This is a genomic window from Enterococcus sp. FDAARGOS_553 (assembly GCF_003812305.1).
GTDB classification, from domain to species: domain Bacteria; phylum Bacillota; class Bacilli; order Lactobacillales; family Enterococcaceae; genus Enterococcus_D; species Enterococcus_D gallinarum.
This window is the reverse complement of the sequence record NZ_CP033740.1, coordinates 2,518,248-2,539,455: the sequence shown is the minus strand read 5'-3', so window position 1 is coordinate 2,539,455 and position 21,208 is coordinate 2,518,248. Positions and strand designations below refer to the sequence as shown.

Here is a 21,208-nt window from a genome sequence, read left to right as displayed (position 1 = left end):
ATTTTATCAAAATTTTTTTTGGTAGATATAGGATAGGTCTTTACTATACCATTTTTCACCAATTTTTTTAAAGCCATTTTTTTCGTAAAAACGCTGGTTTCTAAGGGAATATGCTGGTGTTTCTAGTATCCAGTAATCGACGGGAAATCGTTTTTCAAATAATTGCCAAGCAAGAGTCCCAACCCCTTTACCAATAAAATCAGGGTCGAGACAAAAGTAGCAAATCTGGTGTTTACTAGGATTTGCCACAATCAAACCAATAATGCCATTTTCTTGCAGCAGGTAAAGACTGAGATCTGGATCTTGCTTCACTCGTTTCAATAATTCTCCATTATGATAGCCAGATGGACCGTCTTGTTTGTCTGCCCCCAAATGGCATGCGGTATCTGCATCAAAAGAGGTCCGTATTATTTTTGCTAGTACAAAATCTTCTTTGTCCCCTGCATATTCAACGATTTTCATTTTCTTTTCCTTCTTGCTTTACATGTTTTTGCTGTTGATAATAGCGGGTCAAAGTGCCTGCCATGGCCATCACGATCGAATAGACCGGCAGCGCAACGATCATTCCTACAAATCCTAATAAATTCCCGGCGATCAATAATAAGAAGACGGCAATGATAGGATGGATATGTAGCACTTTATTCATGACGATTGGTGAAACAACATACGACTCGCCAAATTGAATGATCGTAATGCCAATAACTAACAAGACTGCTGTTTTCATATCTTGACTCAGAGCAAACAAGAATGCTGGTGCCGCGCCGATAAAAGGACCAAAATACGGAATGATATCTAGAACACCACAGATTAAGCCTAGTAACAAGGCATTTTGCAAGCCTAAAAATGTAAAGATTAGATAGCTGAAGACGCCAACATACAAACAGACAAGTAGCTTTCCGCTAATATATGCTGAAGCAGCTTGATGAAAATCTTGACACAACTGCAGAATAAGAGAGCGAATTTTTTTTGGTGCTTTCGAGACCAAAAGATCAGGAACCTTATGTCCATCTTTAAACATATAAACCAATAGCAACGGAATCGTGAACAAAACAATCGCTGAATGAGAGACGATTGCTACCAAACTTGTCAGACTATTCGTAGCCCCAGTGATAAACTGAGCAGCGAGATTACTGATTTGGTTGATATCCAATGAATCTAACAGTGGACCAAATAATTCCTCAAAAGAAGAATGATCGATATTGTCAATGATTCTGTTGATGATGTAAGGAATCTGATTGATAAAACGTGCCATTTCGTTAATCAGTGCCGGACCGATCACCTGAATGATTAAATAAGCAGCAAAGAGGATCAGAAGCAATGTGACATAAAGAGCGAGATGTTGATTGTTGCTCCTTTTTTTGATCAAATTGAAAAAAGGCAAAAAGATATAAAAAATAAATACAGAAATCAAAACGGGTAAAAAGACACTAGCAAAAATGGCTTCTAGCGGGCGGAAGACAAACAGAATATTTGAATAGATCCATATGCCTAGTCCCACCAAACAAATAAACACAAGTACTGCAAATAATTTCGACTTTTTTAATAGCTCCAAAGAAAAACCTCCTGTTTTTTTGTTAAACAATCATTACTAGTTTAGCATATTCACTATGTCTTAACCGATTTTTTTGTCACAAAAACAAAATTTCAATAAAATTATTTCATTAATGTTATTAAATTTGACGTTTTCTGAGTTCCCGCTAGAAAAATGAAACAAGAGGTTTGCTAGAGACAAGTCCTTGCTACGATCAAAAAAACTAGTGGCATCAGTCTGATAAACCTTCGATCACAACAGTCAAGATCAGCCATTATAAGACGACATCCAGAGGACGGCTTCTTTAGTGATCGAGTGTGTCTTCTTGGTTAAGACTTATGCCACTAGTTTTTCCTACTTCTTTTCTTACTTATTTACCTACTTACTTCCCTGTTTACTTTCCTACTTCTTTTCCTATTATTTATTAGGAAGATAGACCTTCACTAACTTTGTTAGCGGCATATAAAAAGGCGACCGCATGACTTTTCTCCACTGTTTGGAACCCGCAAGCTTCGTAGAAAGCCCGCGTTTTTTTCGTATCGTCAGTTAATAAAATTTTTTGACGAATTTTCGGGTAGTCTCCTACTATTTTTTTTAGTAACGTTTGCCCGATTCCCTGCCGCTGGAATTCTTTCAATACGAGTAAATCTTGGATATACAAAATCGTTTGCTGATCCGTTATTCCTCGCACCAAACCAACTAAGCGCTCTTGCTGCCAAGCAGTGATCATGTGGGATTGCTGAAGTGCTGCCCACAAGACTTCTGGTTCGCGAATATACAAGGACCAGCCAGCATCTTGATACAACGAAAGGATTTGTTGTGGGTCCTCTGGAAGGTGTTTGCTATAGTGAATCGTTGATGAATTGTTTTCTTTCTTTTGAATTGCTGTTCCTTGGCCGTTCTCTGAGACAGCTAGCCATTGGTTATACGTGAGGCTAGTAAAGTGTTCTTTTCTTTGTTCATTTAACAGAGGAACCTCGACTGTTTGAGTTAACTGATAGACAAAACCGCATTTCTGTTGGACGCGCCAAGATTGTTCATTACCATCATAATAGCCTGCCCAAACCGTTAGCTTCGGTTCCCTGGCAAACTGATCAGCAAGGATCGCAGTCAACGCCTCCACTGTATAGCCTTGTCCCCAGTAAGCTTTCCCGATCCAGTAGCCTACTTCAACTGCAGGAGGGAGCATAAATTCTTTGCTGATTGGCATAATACCAATACTGCCAATCGGCATGCCATCTTTCAGACAAATAGCATAAGTCGTTTCATTCGTGTTAAAAACATCCGTAATAATTGTTTCGCTTTCTGCCACAGATTGATGCGGCGACCAGCCGGCTCTTGGGCCGATAGCAGGATCTTTTGCCAACTCAAACAACTCTTTGGCATCAGAATTCTGCCAATGTCTTAAAATTAAACGCGTTGTTTCTATCATCTCTTTCCCCTCTTTCGGACCTTTGCTGTGAGCATCCTATATATTTATTGCATTTCTAGCGCTATTTCTACCATTATTGGAAACACTTGCGTATTGTTGCAAAATAGCTTGATTTTTACTGAAAGTTATCTTCGCTAGCTTATTTCCTGCGATCAATTACGGTTGCGCGCCGTCGCCTTTCGCAAATGCTTGCCTTTCCTGTGCTTGTTTTCTTAATTTCTTTTGCGCTTTCTTCGATCCACGGTCGATATCTCGGTTAAATTTCCGTTCTGCAAATGAATGGAACAGACTCTCCAAGTCATACCCTGCTGGATATAATTCTTCTCTAGACATCAGAAGCTTGACTCTTCTAGTGGGAACGATAACCAATGATTCATCCAGCAAAATCTGTGCTTGATTGCTTTCTAAATAGGCATAAAACAAGCCCGTTTGATTTGTCTCTGTGTAAGAGATGCGATCGCCTTTTTTTAAAGTAGCCACGGATACTTGCTGTCGTTCTTTCTGGATGCCTTTAAATACTGCTTTTTCCGTTGGATACTGTTTCGTTTCTAAGTATCGTTGTGCTTTAGCAACGATTTCTTTAGAGACTGACATCTTTTCTGCGATCCAAAAGGCATTACTGGTACCCACAGCATCAGAAAGCAGCCGATATTTAGGTGTCAATGTTTCTGGATCAAAAGCCATTGCAGCCGTATGGAAATCTTGATGATCAATAGCAAACTGTTTGATTTCCCCATAGTGGGTAGTAGCGATCAAAAGCGCACCTGAATGATAGATGGCTTCCATGATCGCAATCGCTAAAGCAGCTCCTTCATTTGGCTCTGTTCCGCTGCCGATCTCATCCAGCAATACAATGCTTTGCCGTGAAGCATGCTTGACGATTTGGGCAATGTTGTTCATATGTCCCGAAAAGGTACTTAATGCGTTCGCTAAACTTTGTTGATCCCCAATATCCATCCACAGATTTTTCAAAAATGGAACCTGACTTCCCCCAGCATGTGAAGGAAAGAGACCATAGTGCGCCATCACACAAACCAGTGCCACAGTTTTTAACACCACCGTCTTCCCACCGGCATTGGGACCTGTGATCACCAGACAGCGAGCATCGTAACCAAGTTGTAATGACAGAGGAACTGCTGCTGCTCCTAACAATGGGTGTCGAACTTCCTGTAAGTCGATTACTTCTGCTTCATTGATTTCTAGCGGAACACCATGAATTTCACGACAGTATTTTGCTCGAGCAAAGATGATGTCCAATTCAACCAATACATCCAGACAGGTAAAAATTTCTGTTAAGTTTTCTGCAAGCAGTCCAGTCAATCCAGCTAAAATTTGATACTCCTCGGCAGTCTCCTCTGCTTTGGCCATTATCAAGCGATCGTTCAAGCGAATCGCTGCTTCTGGTTCAATGAAAACTGTTGCCCGTTTATTGGAGCGTTCAATAATCTGCCCTTTGATCTGATGTTGAAATTCGGAGCGCACAGGTAGTGTGTAGCGATCATTTTTTTGAATGATTCGTGCATCTTGTAATAGTCGTGGATCTTGCAAAAACTTTGAAAAGACTTTTTTCAATTCTGCTTCATGCTTGGCTATTTGTCCCCGGATTTTCCTAAGTTCACGACTGGCATCGGTGTCAATCCGGCCATTTCGGATTTTGTCAAAAATTGTTTGTGCGGTGTCTGAAAAATCCGTTAATCCTTGCGCATAGCCAGTAAGCCGCGGTGTCTGCCACTGGTTTTTTTCAAACATCTGACGGATCAATCGAAAAGACCGTAAAAAGTCTCCATAATCGATCAATTCTCTCGGCTCTAAAATCAAGCCTTTTTCGATTTTTGTCGTATGATGCAAAATATCAGACAGGCCCATGAATGGTACTTGTTGCCCAGAGCCTAAGAGGGCCATTGCTTCTTTTGTCTCCGCTAGTCTTTTTCTAGCGGAATGAATAGAAGAGGCCGGTTGTTGTTCGGCAAATCGTTGCTTGCCATAATCACTAAGGATTCGTTGACTAACAGTTGTTTTAATTGTGTCAAATTCAGTTTCTTGTGGGATATTCATATGAGGTCCTTTCTTGTGCCCGTGAAACGTCTCTCCTCCACGTTCAAAAAAAGTGTACAAAAAAGGTGACAGTTCCCCATCACCTGTTTTTATCAATAACGATTTTGATCGGTATCTGCAGGCACAACAAATAAACTTAGTATTGTTTATTTGTTTAAATTTGCTGGTTAGATACCTAAGACACTCATCAAGAGACCTCTTTCTTTTTTTGAACGATTTTCTTTATTTTAGTATATCTATGATCGAATTGTCAACATCATCTATTCTGCCGGTTCATTATGTGTTTGCATATCCAATTCAGAATGTAATCGCTGGATCACTAGCTGTCGTTCCTCATCAGAGATTGCTTGGTAAGAAATCCCTGCTTCTCCTTGCAATCCATCTCCCGTAAAGCCTGTCCCCTGTATTTGATAGAGATCAACTGTTGTTAGGGTAGACTGGTAACTCGTTATTAATCGTGAGATCTGCTGAAAAGTGAGATCCGTTTGGCCGTTTTCTCCAACGATCGACATGAGCTCTTGGTACTGGAACAAACTTGACAGAGACAGCAATTCTTTAGCGAGGAGCTCAGTCACTTGTCGTTGTCGTCTCTGCCGGCCATAATCCCCTTCTGGATCATCTTTACGCATCCGAGTATACTGAAGTGCTGCCCAACCATCTAATTGAAGCTCCCCCTCTGGGTAATGAATTTTCTCAGCCGTAAACTCAAAATCGTTGTAAACTGTTATTCCGCCAATCGCATCTACAAAATCTACCATGCCATCCATATTGATCGAGAAATAATGATGAATTGGGATCTGTAAAAATTGTTCGATCGAAGCGATCATCATTTCGGCGCCCCCAAATGAGTGGGCATGATTGATTTTATCTTTGAAACCTTTACCAACAATCTCTACATAAGCATCACGAGGAATACTTGTAATGGATGTCCGCTTATTTTTTGGATTCAATGTCACGATCATGATCGTGTTCGCACGATAGTCTGTTTTTCGCTTTGAATCATTTGCGATACCCAAAAGGAGCAGACTTAGGGGTTCTACCTCTTCAATTACTGTTGCTTCTCGCCCTTTAATCGGTGCGTGCATGGTTTGAACCGTTTGTTCTGCACGAAGAACGATGCGCAGCGCATAGACTGTTCCAACAGTCACAAGCAGTGTTAAACTAACCAAAAGCGTCAGCCAAACTTTCTTTCCATTCGTCATGGTCTTCTCCTTTGCTTGAATTTATCGGATAAATTGTTACTTTTACTCGTAAGAATCCTTTCAGTCCATTCATAAGTCATCAATGTGATCCCACTTGCTAAACAGATACTTGCGAGGGTATCGCTTGGGTAATGAACGCCTAAATAAAAGCGGGAAAATATTACTAAAAAAATGAAAGAGCCGCCGAGGATAGCCAACAGACCTTTTTTCTTAAACAAAAATCGAGTGAAAAGCAAACAGGTAGTCACCAGTGTAACAGCTAGCAGGGTATGGCCACTGGGAAAGCTGTGTGAATCGCGAACCATCCCAGCTTCTAGGACTGGGCGTGGCCGCTGAATCAGCCATTTCATCACTTGACCGATACCACTCACTACAATCAGATTTCCTATTCCCCAGATTGCCCAAACTCGTTGCTGCTTTTTCCATAAATAGATGCCCAAAAGCAGAAATAAACCAGTTATTGGTAGGATCGTAGCAGTCGAAGCGATGCCCAACATGATTTGGTCTCCTAAAGCAGTGCGCATCTGAGGCAAATTCCAAAAGAGTCGGTCTATCCTTTGAAACCAGTGTGGCTGATGCAAGACTAGGATCGTCAATAAAAAAAACAATGCAATAAAGCTAAGACTGACCGTCATCCGATGAGTTCGATTGAACATTTTAGTAAACTCCTTTAATTTATTGGGAAAGTTTTTTTCGGGGCATACGCCTTCTCCAGCCCAAAAATAATGCCTAAAGAGAGACCAACTGCAATCAGCGAGGTCCCACCTTGACTCAGAAATGGTAGTGGAATACCCGTCAAAGGCAGTAATCCAATCGCCGCCCCGATATTTTCAAAAATTTGAAAAACCAAACCAAAAACAAACGTGATCGATAGATAGACCGAGGCTTTATTATTTGTCCGCAATGCTGCAAAAATGATCTGATAAATCAAATAAAAATAGAGAAAAATTACTAATGAACTGCCTAAAAATCCAAATGATTCTCCGATGACTGTAAAGATCATATCGGATTCACGCACAGGAACGTAGACAGGAATGTGCGTGTCACTTGCCCCGAGGAGACCACCTGAACCAATTGCCCACATACTTTGTACTTGTTGGTAAGCAATCGAGTCTTGATAAGCAAAAGGATCTGCCCAAGCTTTGACTCGATCCAATTGATAGGGTTTAAAATGCAATCGAAACAACATCGTATTCCCCCAATCAGTAAAGACTAATAGCAATAACAGTCCGCCAACCACAGCCAATACCGTAAAAATTACTGTCAACAGTTTCCAATGGACACCGGAAATAACAAATAGTGCGCCGAGCATTACGATGAAAACCAAACTAGTACCAAAGTCCCGTTGATTATACATCAATAGAAAAGTCGGCAAACTATAAAGCACTATTTTTAGAATGTAGAAACAGTCAGATTTGATTGTTCGCTGAATCTGTCTTTTTTCATATAAGAGTGTGAGATACACCATAAACAATACAAAAGCCAATTTCATAATCTCAGAAGGCTGCAATGTGAAACGGCCGATTCGGATCCAACGTTTTGTATGGGTCAACTCAAACATGACGGGATCATAAAACCAGTACAATAATGTCATCAATCCTAGAGAAAGAACATAAAAGATGCCAGAGAACCGCAATAAAAAAGTCGTCGAAAGTAAACTGCCCGCAAACAATGCGATTGCGGCAATGATGCAAAAAAAGAGTTGCCGCACAACAACCGGTCCCGGATCAATGCCATCCAGCACACTGGCACCATATTGAACCGCAATACTCAATAAAAAAAGTAAGAAAACCGGTAGAATCAGTGCATAATTCACTTCATGTCGTTTGAAGTACTTCATTTGCTTCCCTCCCTCTTTCCAATTTGAGGCAAATACCAAAAGCAAACGAAAGAATAAAGTAACTGGAGCCACCATAACTAATAAATGGTAAAGGAACCCCTGTCATAGGCATTAACCCTAAGATACTTGCGATGTTGATACTTGTTTGCAATAACAACAATGTGGCAGTTCCTAATAGAATCAAGCCTATTTGTGAATCAATAGCTGTTGCCGAACGAATAAACAGGCGCAACACAATTAGAAATAATAATCCAATTACAAAAATCCCTACCAAAAGGCCAAGCTCCTCTACCAATACCGAAAAAATGAAGTCTGTCTCCGCAACGGGTAAGAACCCTTTTTTCGTGATGCTATTGCCTAAACCCAACCCGCTTAATCCGCCATTGAATAATGCATAATAGGAATGAATCATTTGGAAACCTTGACCATATGGGTCAGAAAATGGATCTCCAACAAGTTGGATCCGGTTGTATACATGCATGAAGAATTGTGGTAACCAGCCGTGTTGTCCTAAAAAGAGGACCGCACCTCCTAAAAGAAATAAACTGGAAATCAGTGCAGTAAATAGCAGGAATGTGACTTTGACTGGCACTTGAACAGTCGTGATCATAACAAAAGCCAAAAATAGTAAAATCATTACTCCTGCAACTTTAGGCTGCATTAGAACCAGCCCACAACATAGAAATAAGAGAAAGAGCGGCTTTTTTAATTCATTGAAAGATCGTTTGTCCTTAAAATAGTTTGCCAAATAAAGAATCATACCGACATTTGTTATTTCTGAAGGCTGAAACTGAATGCCAAAAATCGAAATCCAGCGCTGAGCACCGTTAACTGATACCCCGAAAAATGGCAGGTAGGCCAACAGTAACATGACAATGCCAAAGGCCAATAGTCCCACAGCTAACTTTTTGCTTAACAAAATTTCGACGCGGGTTTTTTGAATCAAAAGAATCATTCCCCAACTCAACAGCAGAAAAATCAGTTGTCGCTGGAACAACGCGGCCGGTGCACCCCCAGCAGTCATCAACCGGTAAGAACTTGCACTATAAATCATTAAAAGACCGATGATACTCAACAGCAAATAAGCTGTGATAAGTAACCAATCGATCTTTCTCTTTTTACTCATATCGTCCACTCCTTCCCTTGGAGCAGGTGATTTCAGACGTTATTTATTTTATCCATTTACGTTTTGAAACATACTCAAGAAAAGAAAAAAAGCCAAACTTCTCTCAAGACGTTCGACTTCGCAAGCAATCTCATCGTCCGAGTTTTGGCACTATACAACGTAAAGAAGAAGCAAATTAGTAGTATTTATTTCTTCTTAGCTATTTTATGAAGAGCCTTAATCCGACAATTCCTGTTTTACACATTGGCGTCTTTCGACGTTTCTGCGCAATAGCTTATGTTTGTATAGGAGCCTCACCTAACAAGGTTATCCGTTATTTTTATTCATCCTGAATGTTACCTTTTGTTCCTCATGATGACAACTGAATTCCGCAATTTTGTGTTTTTCTTTAATTATTCTTAAACATCTTTAAGCAATTGACTAATTCCCCTGTTTTCTCACAGCTCATTGAATCGCTGCCTTTTTTAGTTAGAGATTTCTCGTTATTTTCAGGACAAAAAAACTGCAACAGCCATTTGCCATCGATCCATCGATACCCAATCAACTGGCAACTATTTGACTGAAGTTCAGCCATCAGCTGCAATGATCATGGATCAAAAATGAATCAAATTGGTAAACGGCGTTGCAGTCATTCCTTGTACCTATTTAAAGGATCAGTCCGCATTTGATTATTGGCGAATCAAATAATCAAATGCGCCTAACGCTGCTGTTGCTCCTGAACCCATCGAAATAATAATTTGCTTGTAGGCACTGTCTGTACAATCTCCGGCAGCAAAAACTCCAGCAAGATCTGTAGTTCCATGTTTGTCGACAATGATTTCATTGCGTTCATTCAAAGCCACTCGATCTTTCAGCCATTCTGTATTCGGCATCAAGCCAATCAAAATAAAGACGCCTTCCACAGCTAAAGTGGCTTCACGATTTGTCTGCCGATCCACATAAGTCAGCTGCTCCACATGATCGGAACCCGCAATTTCCTTGGTAGCAGCATTGGTGATGACCGTCACGTTTTCCAATGTTGCTAGTCGTTTTTGTAAAACAAGGTCTGCTTTTAATTCCGGCAAGAACTCCAATACATAGACATGTTTTGCCATACCTGCCAAATCAATCGCTGCTTCAATACCAGAATTACCGCCACCAATAACTGCCACTTCTTTACCAGCAAACAACGGACCATCGCAGTGAGGGCAATAAGCAACCCCTTTATTTTTAAACTCTTGCTCTCCCGGAACGTTAATGTTCCGCCACCGTGCACCAGTGGCAAGGATCGCTGTCTTTGTTTTCAAAACAGCACCATTCTCTAATTCCACTTCCACGAATTCATTTTTGCGGATATCTTTGGCACGTTGTCCTTTCATGACATCTACATTATACTCATTGACATGTTCTTCCACTTGACGCATTAATTTTGGTCCTTCTGTGTAAGGTGTACCGATCATGTTTTCGATTCCTAATGTTTCCATCACTTGACCACCGAAAGTTTCCACCACCATGCCTGTATTGATCCCTTTACGGGCAGCGTAGACAGCAGCACTTGCACCCGCTGGACCGCCCCCTACGACCAACACGTCAAACAGATCTTTATCTGCAAACGAGTCTTTGCTAGTCGGACCAGCAGCTTGTTCAAGTAATTGTTCGATCGTCTGACGACCGCTAGCGAATTCTTCCCCGTTCAAAAAGACGGTTGGTACGGCCATAATTTTTTTGGCATCTACTTCCGCTTTGAACATACCACCTTCGATCATCGTATGACTGATATTCGGATTCAAGACAGCCATGATATTCAACGCCTGTACGACATCCGGACAATTATGGCACGTCAGACTAACATATGTCTCAAAATGCAAAGGCTGAGAGATTTGTTTGATACGGTCTTGAATCGCTTGTTCGACCTTTGGCGCCCGGCCACTAACTTGCAATAAAGCTAAAATAAATGAAGTAAACTCATGCCCGAGTGGAAGACCTGCAAAAGCAATGCCACTGTCGATACCTGGTTGCATAATTGTAAAGCTGGGTGTCCGATCTGCAGTTACTTCTTCGATCGTAATACGTTCGGACATTTCTGCGATTTCTTCTAAGAAATCACGAACTTTTTGTGAGGCGTCATCTGTACCAAGACTAGCTGCGAAAACAATTTCAGATTCCAGCATTGCCAGATACTGTTTCAGTTGTTCTTTAATTCCATTATCTAAAGCCATGTCAACCTCCTATATTTTTCCAACTAGATCAAGACTTGGTGTTAAGGTGTCTTCTCCTTCTTTCCATTTAGCTGGGCAAACTTCACCTGGATGTGTCCGCACGTATTGGGCAGCACGAATTTTGTCGATCAATCCACTAGCATCGCGTCCAATTCCATCCGCATTGATTTCAACCGTTTGAACAACGCCATCAGGATCGATAATAAAAGTACCTCGTTGCGAAAGGCCACTTTCTTCATCCAGTACATCAAAAATACGAGAGATCGTGTGAGAAGGGTCAGCAACCATAATGTATTCGATCTTGCTGATTGCATCAGAGTGATCATGCCATGCTTTGTGGGTATAGTGAGTATCTGTCGAAACAGAATAAACTTCAGTTCCTAGTTCTTTCAATGCTGCATATTGACCTTGTAGATCTTCTAATTCTGTTGGACATACAAATGAAAAATCTGCTGGGTAAAAACAAACCACATTCCATTTTCCTTTGAAATCTTCAGATGAAACGTCGATAAATTTTCCGTTGTGATAAGCTTGTGCTTCAAATGACTCAATTTCTTTTCCAATTAATGACATAGCGATTCCTCCAATTAGAATTATTATTTGAGAATAATCTCTCTTAATTATTAGTCTAAAGCCAGTGGAATTGCAATAGTCTCTTTGCATTTTTTTAAACAAAATGAATTTCTCCTCATAAATGAGCGTTTCACTTTCATTTTAAAATGATTTCTGGGAAAATAAATAGATTCACTTTTCTAACAATTATACCCTCAAGGCTACTCATTCTCATTTACAAGGATATTTTCTCAATAACTTTAAGTCACTTTTCACTTTGTCAAATTCATCAAAGTGAAAAGTTTTTATTTGTCCAAACCGATAAGAAAAACACCTGAAGGACTCCTCTTCTGCTCTAGCAGAACCTCGGATCTTTCAGATGTTTATCAAAAACTATTTCAAGAAATTCCTTAGCGCTTATTTTTCTGATGAGGCAAAAAGAAATCTTGAAAAACCCCACCCAAGATGAAGATTACCCATGAATAGGCCCAGCTTCCTGTTGAAAATGACCAGAGGAAGTAAACCACAAGGATCACTGGCCAATAAACCGTATTAAAAAAGCGAACTTTTCCTGCGGATTCTCCATAAATGTGTTGCGCTGCCCGTGGTCCGGGTTCATCTTCATTAGAAATAAAGTAAACGCCATCGGCCATTTTGGCAAATCCTGTGCGGATGATACTGACATAGACGATAAAGAATACTCCTAATGCAACTGCCGCAAAAAACAGTCCTAAAGCTAAACCACTGGGAATGTAAAGAATAGCTTCCATCAAGAAAAAGGGTGTCACCGACAGAATACATGCAGAAATCCCTAGCACCAGACCAAATCGAAAACTCTTTTCATAATCTTCCAATTGCTTCCGCGCCTCTTGTTTTACTTCTTGATCAAATGGACGATCGTTTAATTTTCGTTTTGATGCAGAATAGTTCAAGCCGGAGGTAATAATAAAGCCCACGCCCAATGCAACAAACATGAACATGACTAATAGTCCTAAGCCACTATCGATTTCATTGGCAAAAAAGAGAAATATTCCAAGAGAAGCGATACATAACGCAATACCTAAAGAAAGTGAGAAGGCAAAACGGCGAATCTTCCCCCAAAAATCAAAGGCTTCATCGATTGTAATAGCATCTAACCAGGCTTCTTCTGCAGTATCTTCTGACTGCGCTACTTGCAGTTCTTGAAGCAACTCATCAATTGATCCAAATTCACTGATCACAGCCCCGATTGCTTCATGCTCGCTTTTTCCTTGTTCAATCAATTCATGGTAATGGTCTTCCATGATCGCAGCCAAATCCTCTTTGGCTTTCTTTGTTTCTGGCGTGGTGGGTACATTCAAAAACAAACTATCTAAATAATCCCGGATGGTTTTCATTTTGCTCCTCCTTGTAAAAAGCGCTCAACAACAATTTTTGTTTGCTGCCACTCTTGTTTTTTTACTTCTAAAAATTCTCTTCCTGCCTCACTGATTTGATAATAGGTGCGTTTCTTTCCATGAGTCACTTCTCCAGGATACGAGCGGATCAATCCTTGTTTTTCCAAACGTGTGAATGCAGAATACAATGTTGTTTCCTTAATGATATAGAGCGAATCTGTTTTTTCACGTATCTGTTTTGAAATGTCGTATCCATAGGAATCATCTTTGGAAAGAATCGATAAGATGATTGCATCATTGTATCCCCGAATTCCATCGCTGGATATCACTCGATCCCCTCCTTAAAATTACTTTACCTGTCGTAATAATTATAAATCAATTACTACGACAGGTAAAGTAAATCTGTGATTCTTTTTTTAATTCAGTCTTGAGACCGAGAAACATCCGCTAACGGTTGAACATCAATTACCGGTAAAAACACTTCATCAAATTTTATGAAACTCCCACCTTCTGTTAAAACTTTGATCTGCTGTCCTTCTCGAAGCTGCCAACTGTCGCTGCTTTCGAAATAATACAGACCAAAATCTGATGAATAACGTGATTCCGCGTTTTTCTTCGTCTGAAAACATGCATACCCATCCTCATAGACTTTCATGACCGTCCCTTCGACCCATTCCTTTTGAGGCGGGAAAAAAATCATCTTTACGCAGATTATCCAAAGCGCAAGTAAACCCGCACCGACCAAATAGTTTTTGTGCCCCGGTTTGGAGGGCCAATAATAGGAAATGAAAACCAACAACAAAATAGCTAATCCGCTGCCCATTAAGACTGTCCCCCACTTTGGCGCGAGCCCCACCTCTGTTTGTAATGTAATTTTTTCTGCCAAAGTCAATAGCTCAAAGTCTGCGATCGGGATCAGGTTTACCCGAAGAAATAATCCCCCTATTAACAGTACTAAACCTAAGGCAGCCGCCAGCAAATATTTGTGCATTTCGGAATCCGCTCCTTCCCTTTGAACCTAGCATACCTGAAAAAAACTAAATTTGGTTTAAATTGAATAAATTGTTTTCAATACAAAAACAGTTGCGAACATCCAACATTCGCAACTGTTTCTCATTTAAGCCATCCTTATCCGATAACAAGCCTTTAATCTTTTGCAACAGCCGGTTCAACATCAGACAACATAATGTCCAATGATTCGATCCCAGATCCTGCTAAATACCAAACTTGCGGATTTAATTCGATCACTTTCCCGTTTTTTCCAGCAGTTGTTTGCTGAACCAATTCATTTTCAGTCAACGTACTCTGGCTTGTATCCCCACCGATTGCTTTTGTACGATCAATAACGAAAATAATATCGGGGTTTTTTTCCAGTAAATATTCATAAGAAATATTCTGCCCATGAGTCGATGCTTCTAATGTATCATCGACTGGCGTAAACCCAAATGTATCATAAACAATGCTATATCTTGATCCCAAACCAAAGGCAGAAAGACTACCTTCATTCATCATGACAACTAATGCTTTTTCCTTGCTGGCTTCTGCAGTTTCAGAAAGATTCGCGATTCTTGTTTGCAGAGCAGTCAACTGTTTCTTGGCTTCCTCTTCTTTTCCGAAGATTTGGGCAATAGTTTGAATGTTGTTATCGATCGATGACCAAGTGTTTTCGTTGTCTACACTTAGAAAAATCGTTGGTGCAATTGCTTCCAGATCTTTTTGAAAGTCTCTTTGGCGGCCAGAGATAATGATCAAATCAGGTTGGATCTGATTGATTTTTTCTAAGTCAGGTTCTTTGATACCACCTGCAGAGTCAACCGCAGCATAACTCTTTAAATAGTCAGGCATATTGCTCGTAGCAGCTCCTACAACACGATCTCCTACGCCTAAAGCATCCATTGTATCAAGTGCACTGTTATCGAAAACAACGACTTTTTTTGGTGAAAATGGCACAGTCACTTTGCCATTACTATCTGTCACTTCGATTTCGGCAGGCGCCGCTGCAGCCGTTGAGGCACTTGTTGACTCTCCTTTTTCTTGAGAGCCGCATCCTGCTAACCCCGTGATCATTACCAATACAGCCAAACTAAATACTATTTTTTTCATATACTCCTCCTATGGTCTCTTAATTAAAATAATAACAAAAGCGCTGTCCATCCACTTCGACTATCTTAACTTCTAAGTCATAAAGTTCTTTTAAAACAGGCTCTTGGATCACTTCTGCAACTGTGCCTGTTTTGAACAAACTTCCTTCTTTCATCGCTACGATATGGTCTGCATATCTGGCAGCAAAGTTGATGTCATGCAATACGATCAATACGGTTTTCCCATGATCTTTGACTAATTTCTCCAATAAGTGCATCAACTGATTGGCATGTTTCAAATCCAAATTATTCAGCGGTTCATCCAAAAGGATATACTCGGTATCTTGGGCAAGAATCATCGCCAAATAGACCCGTTGAAGCTGCCCACCAGATAATGCATGGATCGAGCGTTGCCGAAATGATTCTAAAGATAAAAGTGTTAATGATTCTGAAATGATTTGTTCATCTTCTGGCGTTGATCGTCCCCGATTATAGGGAAACCGACCAAAAGACACCAGTTCTTCTACGGTCATATCAACCGTAAAACCGTTACTCTGTTGCAAAAAAGCGAGATTCTTAGCTAATTCTTTCGAACGCCATTGTCGAATCTCCTTTTCTTTGAAATAAACTTCTCCAGTAGTCTGCTCCAACATGCGGCTGATAATCGAAAGCAATGTACTTTTTCCGGCACCATTTGGACCAATAAAGGCAATCAATTGATTTTCCGGCAACTGCAAGGACAAATCAGTCAACACGCGCTTGTCTTGATAACTCTTTTCGATTCCTTTTGTTTCAATCATTGTCCTTTCCTTTCTTTGACTAGTTTTCCTAAAAAGAAGATTCCGCCTAAAAATTGAATCACTGTATTGATCGTTGTGTTCCATTGAAAGACTTGCTCAACAAAAAATTGGCCGCCGACTAGTAATAAAAACCCTAAAAGTGCTGATCCAACAAACAATGTGCCATGTTTATATGTTGGAAATAACTGATAGGCAATCGTTGCCACGACAAATCCTAAAAAGACGGATGGTCCTACTAAAGCAGTAGCAGTCCCCGATAATAAAGACAGCAAGAAAAGACAACTCTTCTGGATCATTGAAACCGATAGGCCTAAACTTTTTGCATTTCGAACACCCAAGACCATAACATTCAATTCTGGAATCAATAGCGATAATCCAATCAGCCCAATTAAAATAATTCCAGCAGCCAGTAATAAATGCTGACTATTGACATTGCTAAAACTTGCAAATAGACGCCCTTGCAACAAATCATATTCATTGGGATCCATGATGACTTGAAGAAATGAACTGATACTAGTGAACATAGTACCGCTGATCATTCCCGCCATCAGTAATAGAAACAATTGATTATTGGCTTTTTTATAAAAGGTCTGAATGATGACACTGCTTAATGTCCCGGTAGCTAAAATCGAAAACAAAAAAACGAAAGGTGTTTCCTGACTCAACATGCGGATTCCTCCTAAGAAGAAAAATAGTATCGTCTGGATCAGCGCATATAATTGATCCAATCCTAAGATACCGGGAGTCAGATACCGATTTTGTGTCAGTGTTTGTAAAGTGATCGTGCTAAACGAGACAGCTATTGCTACTAAGCCAAAGGCCACTATTCGCTTTCCCCGTAATTGCAGTGCGAAGGACCAATTGCCATATGTATTGTAGGTAAGGTATGCGCCAACAGCTATCCCGATGAGTATGAACAAGAACATATAACGCCGGATAATTCTCACACCATTTTTCTCCTCATCAATAAGACTAGAAAGCTAATACCGCCAATCGTTCCTGCTACAACGCTGACCGGCAATTCATATGGGGCTATTAAAATCCTTGCTAGCAAATCACACAAGAGCAAAAAGGCACTGCCGGAAAAACTGATCAGAAAAAGGTTGTTTCGAACATGGTCTCCTGCAAATAAAGCAACGATATTAGGGATGATCACACCAAGGAATGGAACACTGCCTACTAAAAGCAAGACCACACTACTGGCAAAAGCAACCAGTGCAAATACGAGCAAGCGTAAAACGTGGTAGTTGATGCCAAGATTTTTTGCAGCTGTCTCTCCTAACCCGGCAATCGTTATTTCATAGGCAAGGAAATACAAAAGAGCAAAAATTGGTAGTGTCAGATAAATCAATTCATAATTGCCCTCGATCACGGTAGCAAAGTTCCCCTGTAACCAGGAAGAAACATTTTGCACAAGTTGAAAGCGGTACGCAAGAAAGGAACTGACTGCGCCAATCACATTCCCGAACATCACACCCGTTAAAGGCAAAACCATCGGATCTTTCTTAGGAATCAAGCGACTTAGCCATAAAAATAGCAAAATCCCCGCATAAGAAAATAAGAAAGCAGCGGTTGTTCGCAGGAGTCCAGATGCATTGGGCAGCCATAACATGACGATCAAGATCCCTAGGCGGGCACTGTCAGTCAAACCGATCACGTCTGCTGCAACAAATTTATTTTGCATCAGATGCTGAATGATTTTTCCACATAAGCTCATGACAGCCCCTGCAAGCAAGAGACTAATCGTACGAGGAACGCGTACTTTCAGCAATATCATCCAATGACTCTCTTCTCCTGCCATTAAACCAGCTAGAGACATGTCATGTGCGCCCACAAATAAAGACCCAGTGATCAACAAGAGAAGCAAAATGGCCAGACTCATTTTTCTCATATACTAACCCTTTCTAATGAGAACGATTCTCATTCTCTCTAGTTAGTTTAAGCGATTCCGCTTTTAATGACAAGGCTTTTTGCAAAAAAAAAGATAAACCTACTCTTAACGTAGGTTTATCGAATAAAAAAACTTTTAATATATAACACATTTAATTCACATGAGATTTCAAGAGACCTTCGATAGCCAATTGATTCAAAAAGTGCAGCGGAAAAGATATCGTTGGATTGAAAAAGTAATCCATCGTAGCCAATTGATCAAGAGTCATGTAAGATGTGATCAACGTAGAGACCGTATTGATGATCTCCAAACTGCCGCGATCGCTTGTAATGATCTGCCCTCCCATGATTACTCGTGTTTCCTTGTCAAATACCAGTTTCAATGTCACTTCAAAATTATTTTCTACTTCGAAAAACGTACGTGCATGGAACGTACGTGTGACAGAATCGACGTCAAAGCCATAATAAGGTGCTTCCGTTTCATTGATTCCAGAGCTGCTCACAAAATATCCAAAGAGCTTGCTGACCACTGTGCGCTGCATTTTAGGAAAAGGGATTTTTTTTGCAGACAAAATATTTGTTGCCGCGACGATACCGGTTCTATACGCATTGGTCACCAGCGGTACATAGAGTGAACTGTCTGAATGATTGAATGGGATCGAGACTAAGTCGCCGACAGCATAAATGCTTGGATCGGAAGTTTGCAAGAATTCATTGGTGTCGATCGTCCCATCTGGGTTCAACTTCAGAAAGTCAGCGACCAGGTCAACATTCGGTCTTGGATTGACTGCATAGACAACGATATCCGCTGGCAAAAAAGTGCCATTGGCAAGTTCAATTCCCGCCAGCTCTCCGTTCGTAGTTTGTTTTGCTGCGACCACGCTGCTGTTCAGATAGATTTGTAAATTTTCTGGAAAACGTTCGATCAAAATCTGAGAAATCTCTTGGTCGAAGTAGCGGAAAAGCAAAGTATCCATCCGATCAATCAAGAAGACCTCTTTATCCTGTCCACTTAGTGATTCCGCTAATTCAAAACCTATCAGACCGGCACCCACAATGGCCACTTTCTTGGCTTCCTGTACTTTGCTTAGAGCTGCTCGAGACTGGGCAATCGTTTTGTACGTGGTAATGTGCTCTTTGACTTCTTCCGTAAAAGCATTCCGAAAATTACTGGACCCCATAGCTAAAATCAAATAATCATATGAGATCGTGTCTTTTTCGACACAACTAGCCGTTGATGTTTCAAAAGAAACGTTTTTTTCTGCCGCTGCAATCTTTACGACGCGGCTATTGAGCATCACATTGATCCCTTCTGACAGTAATTCACTGGCAGTAGCAGTGCGGGAATCTTCTAGACGCTCAATATATCCCTCTAATACTAAGTTCAAACTGCTAGCGATATAGCCCAATACATTGGATTTTTCAATGATGATCACTTCAATTTTATCATCCATCTGTTTTAAATGACGGGCTGCTGCTATACCAGCATGAGAGCCTCCAATAATGACAATCCTCATAACTTCTCCAACTCACTTTCAAGATTTTCCCTTCGAATTTCATCAATCACTTGATGCAGCCGTTGCTCTTCAAAACGATCGATCACACCTGTCAAGACCAGGAGCTTTTTGTAGTGATAGTTTTCGGCAATCTGCGGTTGATCCACAATCAGCAGATCATAATCGGTTGCTTGTGCAGTTTCCACCTGCATGTAAGGATACCCAGAAAGCTGTTTGGCCAAAAACCGCCGCAAAACATCCGTACGTAATTGATTTTGAGACAGCAGAACACCGATTTTCAGCTCTTTTTGTTGTTTCTCTTGCAACCATTCAATAACAAACGACAAATCATGGATGAGCTTTCTCTGTTTCTCCTCAGAAAAAGGCCCAGTGGCTTGTGCCAATGTTTCAACTGCTTGATTCGCTACTTCCGTGATGGTTCCCCGCAAAAAATGCGGAGGAAAATCGGCAAATGAAGTCAACGAGCCCTTCAAGTAGCGTGCTCTAAGAACGATGATTGCTAAAAAACGACTGATTTCTGGATAATGAACTTGTATATCAAGAGATTCATCCGCAAAAGTTTTCATCAATACTTGACTCTCAGCGGCTAAATCTAGCATAAATTCCGAATCAGTGTCCTGCTGGTGATCCATGACTACTAATCCTTCCATCATCAAAAACAAATAGAGGTAAACAGCTTCGTAGTCACTCCACGAAATGGCAAAACGGCTGAGATAACGTCCTAAAATATTTCGTAGCACTTGAAAAGTAGGATCATTTTCTACTTGTTTTAAGAGGCCTTTCGATGACTCATGTTGCTGGGAACTCCTAAAATCGAAACGGGCTTCCATCAAACCAAACCATAAGACCAATTTCCAATTATTCCGTGGATCAATTGATAAGCCAAGTTGCTGTTCAATCACCCGAATCAAGTTTCGAATAGCTGGACTCTTAAAGGTTTCATTGATTTTTGCTAACGGATAACTCTGCGAAAAAAACGAATAAAAGAAAAAGCGGATTTGGCGCTCATCGCCGATCAGTTTCTTATTTTTCAATTGAAGACTAAATTCCTCCAACAAGTGATTGATCGATTTGAAATGACGAAAAAGCGAGGCCTCGCTAAGCGTCAAATCCAACATGAGTTTCGTTGTCGATCCTTCGCGATGGAAAAAGAGATATTCAATAATTTGAAAATCCACCGCTTCTGATAAATACGCATAAAAAAAATGCTGAATAGAAAAATCAAGCGGTAATGTTAAATGCAAACGATCATTCTCTTTTGTTTCTAACAATGCCTCTGCATGGAAAACAGAAAGATTGTCACTCAAATGCTGAATCTCCTTTTGGAGCGTCGGTGAAGAAATGGATAACTTATTTGCAAGAGTTTTATAGGAAATTTCTGAACCATGCTGAAAGAAGATGGTCAATATCTGAAAATGGACTTGCTGATTTTTTTCTAATAGTTGCATCAAATTCATCGATTCTGCTCCTTTTTCATTCTAGTTCTAATTTCCCAATAAACGCTTCGTTTGTCAACCATATTGAGCGATAGGATTTCACAGTATATGTCAAAACCGAGAATATTTCTTTGCTTCTCTAAAAGAGTCCATGGTAAAATTTGAAAGAAAG

The 21,208-nt window shown here is 40.4% G+C and carries 19 protein-coding genes, 1 pseudogene and 1 riboswitch; all 20 genes and pseudogenes read right to left on the bottom strand.

The annotated features are described in order from the left end of the window. Positions 1–6: 6 nt before the first annotated feature. The 20 genes and pseudogenes from EGX73_RS12615 to EGX73_RS12525 all read right to left on the bottom strand — a co-directional run bounded on the left by EGX73_RS12615 (position 7) and on the right by EGX73_RS12525 (position 21,057). A complete protein-coding gene (locus tag EGX73_RS12615) occupies positions 7–462 on the bottom strand; it encodes an N-acetyltransferase (protein WP_041120071.1) in 456 nt (151 codons plus the stop codon). Then, positions 449–1,552, bottom strand: coding sequence for an AI-2E family transporter (locus EGX73_RS12610; RefSeq protein ID WP_123866985.1), 1,104 nt, complete (start codon positions 1,550–1,552; stop codon positions 449–451). Before EGX73_RS12610 ends, EGX73_RS12615 begins: the two co-directional genes overlap by 14 nt. 403 nt (positions 1,553–1,955) lie before the next feature. Continuing rightward, the gene (locus tag EGX73_RS16475; protein ID WP_029487399.1) at positions 1,956–2,384 is read right to left on the bottom strand and encodes a GNAT family N-acetyltransferase; all 429 of its coding nucleotides are present in this window, start codon (positions 2,382–2,384) and stop codon (positions 1,956–1,958) included. A 207-nt stretch (positions 2,385–2,591) separates the two neighbouring features. Next, positions 2,592–2,963: pseudogene (locus tag EGX73_RS16470) on the bottom strand (GNAT family N-acetyltransferase); the annotation flags it as partial. 156 nt (positions 2,964–3,119) lie between these two features. After that, positions 3,120–5,018, bottom strand: coding sequence for an endonuclease MutS2 (locus EGX73_RS12600; RefSeq protein WP_123866984.1), 1,899 nt, complete (start codon positions 5,016–5,018; stop codon positions 3,120–3,122). Positions 5,019–5,278: 260 nt separating this feature from the next. Next, entirely contained in the window at positions 5,279–6,220 is a 942-nt protein-coding gene (locus EGX73_RS12595) for an LCP family protein (protein ID WP_123866983.1), read from the bottom strand. Next, a complete protein-coding gene (locus EGX73_RS12590) occupies positions 6,217–6,876 on the bottom strand; it encodes a phosphatase PAP2 family protein (protein WP_081132069.1) in 660 nt (219 codons plus the stop codon). The genes EGX73_RS12595 and EGX73_RS12590 overlap by 4 nt, the downstream gene beginning before the upstream one ends. 14 nt (positions 6,877–6,890) lie before the next feature. Continuing rightward, positions 6,891–8,060, bottom strand: coding sequence for an FtsW/RodA/SpoVE family cell cycle protein (locus EGX73_RS12585; RefSeq protein WP_123866982.1), 1,170 nt, complete (start codon positions 8,058–8,060; stop codon positions 6,891–6,893). After that, positions 8,038–9,186 carry an FtsW/RodA/SpoVE family cell cycle protein gene (locus tag EGX73_RS12580; RefSeq protein ID WP_021149610.1) on the bottom strand — a complete coding sequence of 383 codons (1,149 nt, stop codon included), beginning with the start codon at positions 9,184–9,186 and terminating at the stop codon, positions 8,038–8,040. Before EGX73_RS12580 ends, EGX73_RS12585 begins: the two co-directional genes overlap by 23 nt. 122 nt (positions 9,187–9,308) lie before the next feature. Next, positions 9,309–9,498: riboswitch (M-box (ykoK) riboswitch) on the bottom strand. A gap of 356 nt (positions 9,499–9,854) precedes the next feature. Continuing rightward, the gene (gene ahpF / locus EGX73_RS12575; protein ID WP_021149608.1) at positions 9,855–11,384 is read right to left on the bottom strand and encodes an alkyl hydroperoxide reductase subunit F; all 1,530 of its coding nucleotides are present in this window, start codon (positions 11,382–11,384) and stop codon (positions 9,855–9,857) included. A gap of 9 nt (positions 11,385–11,393) precedes the next feature. Further along, on the bottom strand, positions 11,394–11,957 hold the full coding sequence (gene ahpC / locus EGX73_RS12570; RefSeq protein ID WP_003126733.1) for an alkyl hydroperoxide reductase subunit C: 564 nt from the start codon (positions 11,955–11,957) through the stop codon (positions 11,394–11,396). A gap of 389 nt (positions 11,958–12,346) precedes the next feature. Continuing rightward, positions 12,347–13,312 (bottom strand): permease prefix domain 1-containing protein, encoded by a 966-nt coding sequence (locus tag EGX73_RS12565; RefSeq protein WP_003126734.1) that lies wholly within the window; start codon positions 13,310–13,312, stop codon positions 12,347–12,349. Further along, positions 13,309–13,641 carry a PadR family transcriptional regulator gene (locus tag EGX73_RS12560; protein WP_003126735.1) on the bottom strand — a complete coding sequence of 111 codons (333 nt, stop codon included), beginning with the start codon at positions 13,639–13,641 and terminating at the stop codon, positions 13,309–13,311. The genes EGX73_RS12565 and EGX73_RS12560 overlap by 4 nt, the downstream gene beginning before the upstream one ends. Before the next feature lie 92 nt (positions 13,642–13,733). After that, on the bottom strand, positions 13,734–14,303 hold the full coding sequence (locus tag EGX73_RS12555; protein ID WP_003126736.1) for a hypothetical protein: 570 nt from the start codon (positions 14,301–14,303) through the stop codon (positions 13,734–13,736). Positions 14,304–14,458: 155 nt separating this feature from the next. Further along, positions 14,459–15,415, bottom strand: a complete 957-nt coding sequence (locus EGX73_RS12550; protein ID WP_003126737.1) for a siderophore ABC transporter substrate-binding protein — start codon at positions 15,413–15,415, stop codon at positions 14,459–14,461. A gap of 19 nt (positions 15,416–15,434) precedes the next feature. Continuing rightward, complete coding sequence (locus tag EGX73_RS12545; protein ID WP_003126738.1) at positions 15,435–16,193, bottom strand: ABC transporter ATP-binding protein; 759 nt, start codon at positions 16,191–16,193, stop codon at positions 15,435–15,437. Then, complete coding sequence (locus EGX73_RS12540; RefSeq protein ID WP_123867085.1) at positions 16,190–17,131, bottom strand: iron chelate uptake ABC transporter family permease subunit; 942 nt, start codon at positions 17,129–17,131, stop codon at positions 16,190–16,192. Before EGX73_RS12540 ends, EGX73_RS12545 begins: the two co-directional genes overlap by 4 nt. A 5-nt stretch (positions 17,132–17,136) precedes the next feature. Then, on the bottom strand, positions 17,137–18,084 hold the full coding sequence (locus EGX73_RS12535; protein WP_123866981.1) for an ABC transporter permease: 948 nt from the start codon (positions 18,082–18,084) through the stop codon (positions 17,137–17,139). A gap of 151 nt (positions 18,085–18,235) precedes the next feature. Next, positions 18,236–19,600, bottom strand: coding sequence for an FAD-dependent oxidoreductase (locus tag EGX73_RS12530; RefSeq protein ID WP_003126742.1), 1,365 nt, complete (start codon positions 19,598–19,600; stop codon positions 18,236–18,238). Next, entirely contained in the window at positions 19,597–21,057 is a 1,461-nt protein-coding gene (locus EGX73_RS12525; RefSeq protein WP_003126743.1) for a helix-turn-helix domain-containing protein, read from the bottom strand. Before EGX73_RS12525 ends, EGX73_RS12530 begins: the two co-directional genes overlap by 4 nt. Between the last annotated feature and the right edge of the window lie 151 nt (positions 21,058–21,208).

What these genes read in the sequence shown, in the direction of transcription:
- EGX73_RS12600 (WP_123866984.1), bottom strand. Translation starts at nt 5,018, where the DNA reads ATGAATATCCCACAAGAAACTGAATTTGACACAATTAAAACAACTGTT.
- EGX73_RS12580 (WP_021149610.1), bottom strand. Translation starts at nt 9,186, where the DNA reads ATGAGTAAAAAGAGAAAGATCGATTGGTTACTTATCACAGCTTATTTG.
- ahpC (WP_003126733.1), bottom strand. Translation starts at nt 11,957, where the DNA reads ATGTCATTAATTGGAAAAGAAATTGAGTCATTTGAAGCACAAGCTTAT.
- EGX73_RS12555 (WP_003126736.1), bottom strand. Translation starts at nt 14,303, where the DNA reads ATGCACAAATATTTGCTGGCGGCTGCCTTAGGTTTAGTACTGTTAATA.
- ahpF (WP_021149608.1), bottom strand. Translation starts at nt 11,384, where the DNA reads ATGGCTTTAGATAATGGAATTAAAGAACAACTGAAACAGTATCTGGCA.
- EGX73_RS12590 (WP_081132069.1), bottom strand. Translation starts at nt 6,876, where the DNA reads ATGTTCAATCGAACTCATCGGATGACGGTCAGTCTTAGCTTTATTGCA.
- EGX73_RS12585 (WP_123866982.1), bottom strand. Translation starts at nt 8,060, where the DNA reads ATGAAGTACTTCAAACGACATGAAGTGAATTATGCACTGATTCTACCG.
- EGX73_RS12530 (WP_003126742.1), bottom strand. Translation starts at nt 19,600, where the DNA reads ATGAGGATTGTCATTATTGGAGGCTCTCATGCTGGTATAGCAGCAGCC.
- EGX73_RS12545 (WP_003126738.1), bottom strand. Translation starts at nt 16,193, where the DNA reads ATGATTGAAACAAAAGGAATCGAAAAGAGTTATCAAGACAAGCGCGTG.
- EGX73_RS12535 (WP_123866981.1), bottom strand. Translation starts at nt 18,084, where the DNA reads ATGAGAAAAATGAGTCTGGCCATTTTGCTTCTCTTGTTGATCACTGGG.
- EGX73_RS12525 (WP_003126743.1), bottom strand. Translation starts at nt 21,057, where the DNA reads ATGAATTTGATGCAACTATTAGAAAAAAATCAGCAAGTCCATTTTCAG.
- EGX73_RS12550 (WP_003126737.1), bottom strand. Translation starts at nt 15,415, where the DNA reads ATGAAAAAAATAGTATTTAGTTTGGCTGTATTGGTAATGATCACGGGG.
- EGX73_RS12565 (WP_003126734.1), bottom strand. Translation starts at nt 13,312, where the DNA reads ATGAAAACCATCCGGGATTATTTAGATAGTTTGTTTTTGAATGTACCC.
- EGX73_RS12595 (WP_123866983.1), bottom strand. Translation starts at nt 6,220, where the DNA reads ATGACGAATGGAAAGAAAGTTTGGCTGACGCTTTTGGTTAGTTTAACA.
- EGX73_RS12615 (WP_041120071.1), bottom strand. Translation starts at nt 462, where the DNA reads ATGAAAATCGTTGAATATGCAGGGGACAAAGAAGATTTTGTACTAGCA.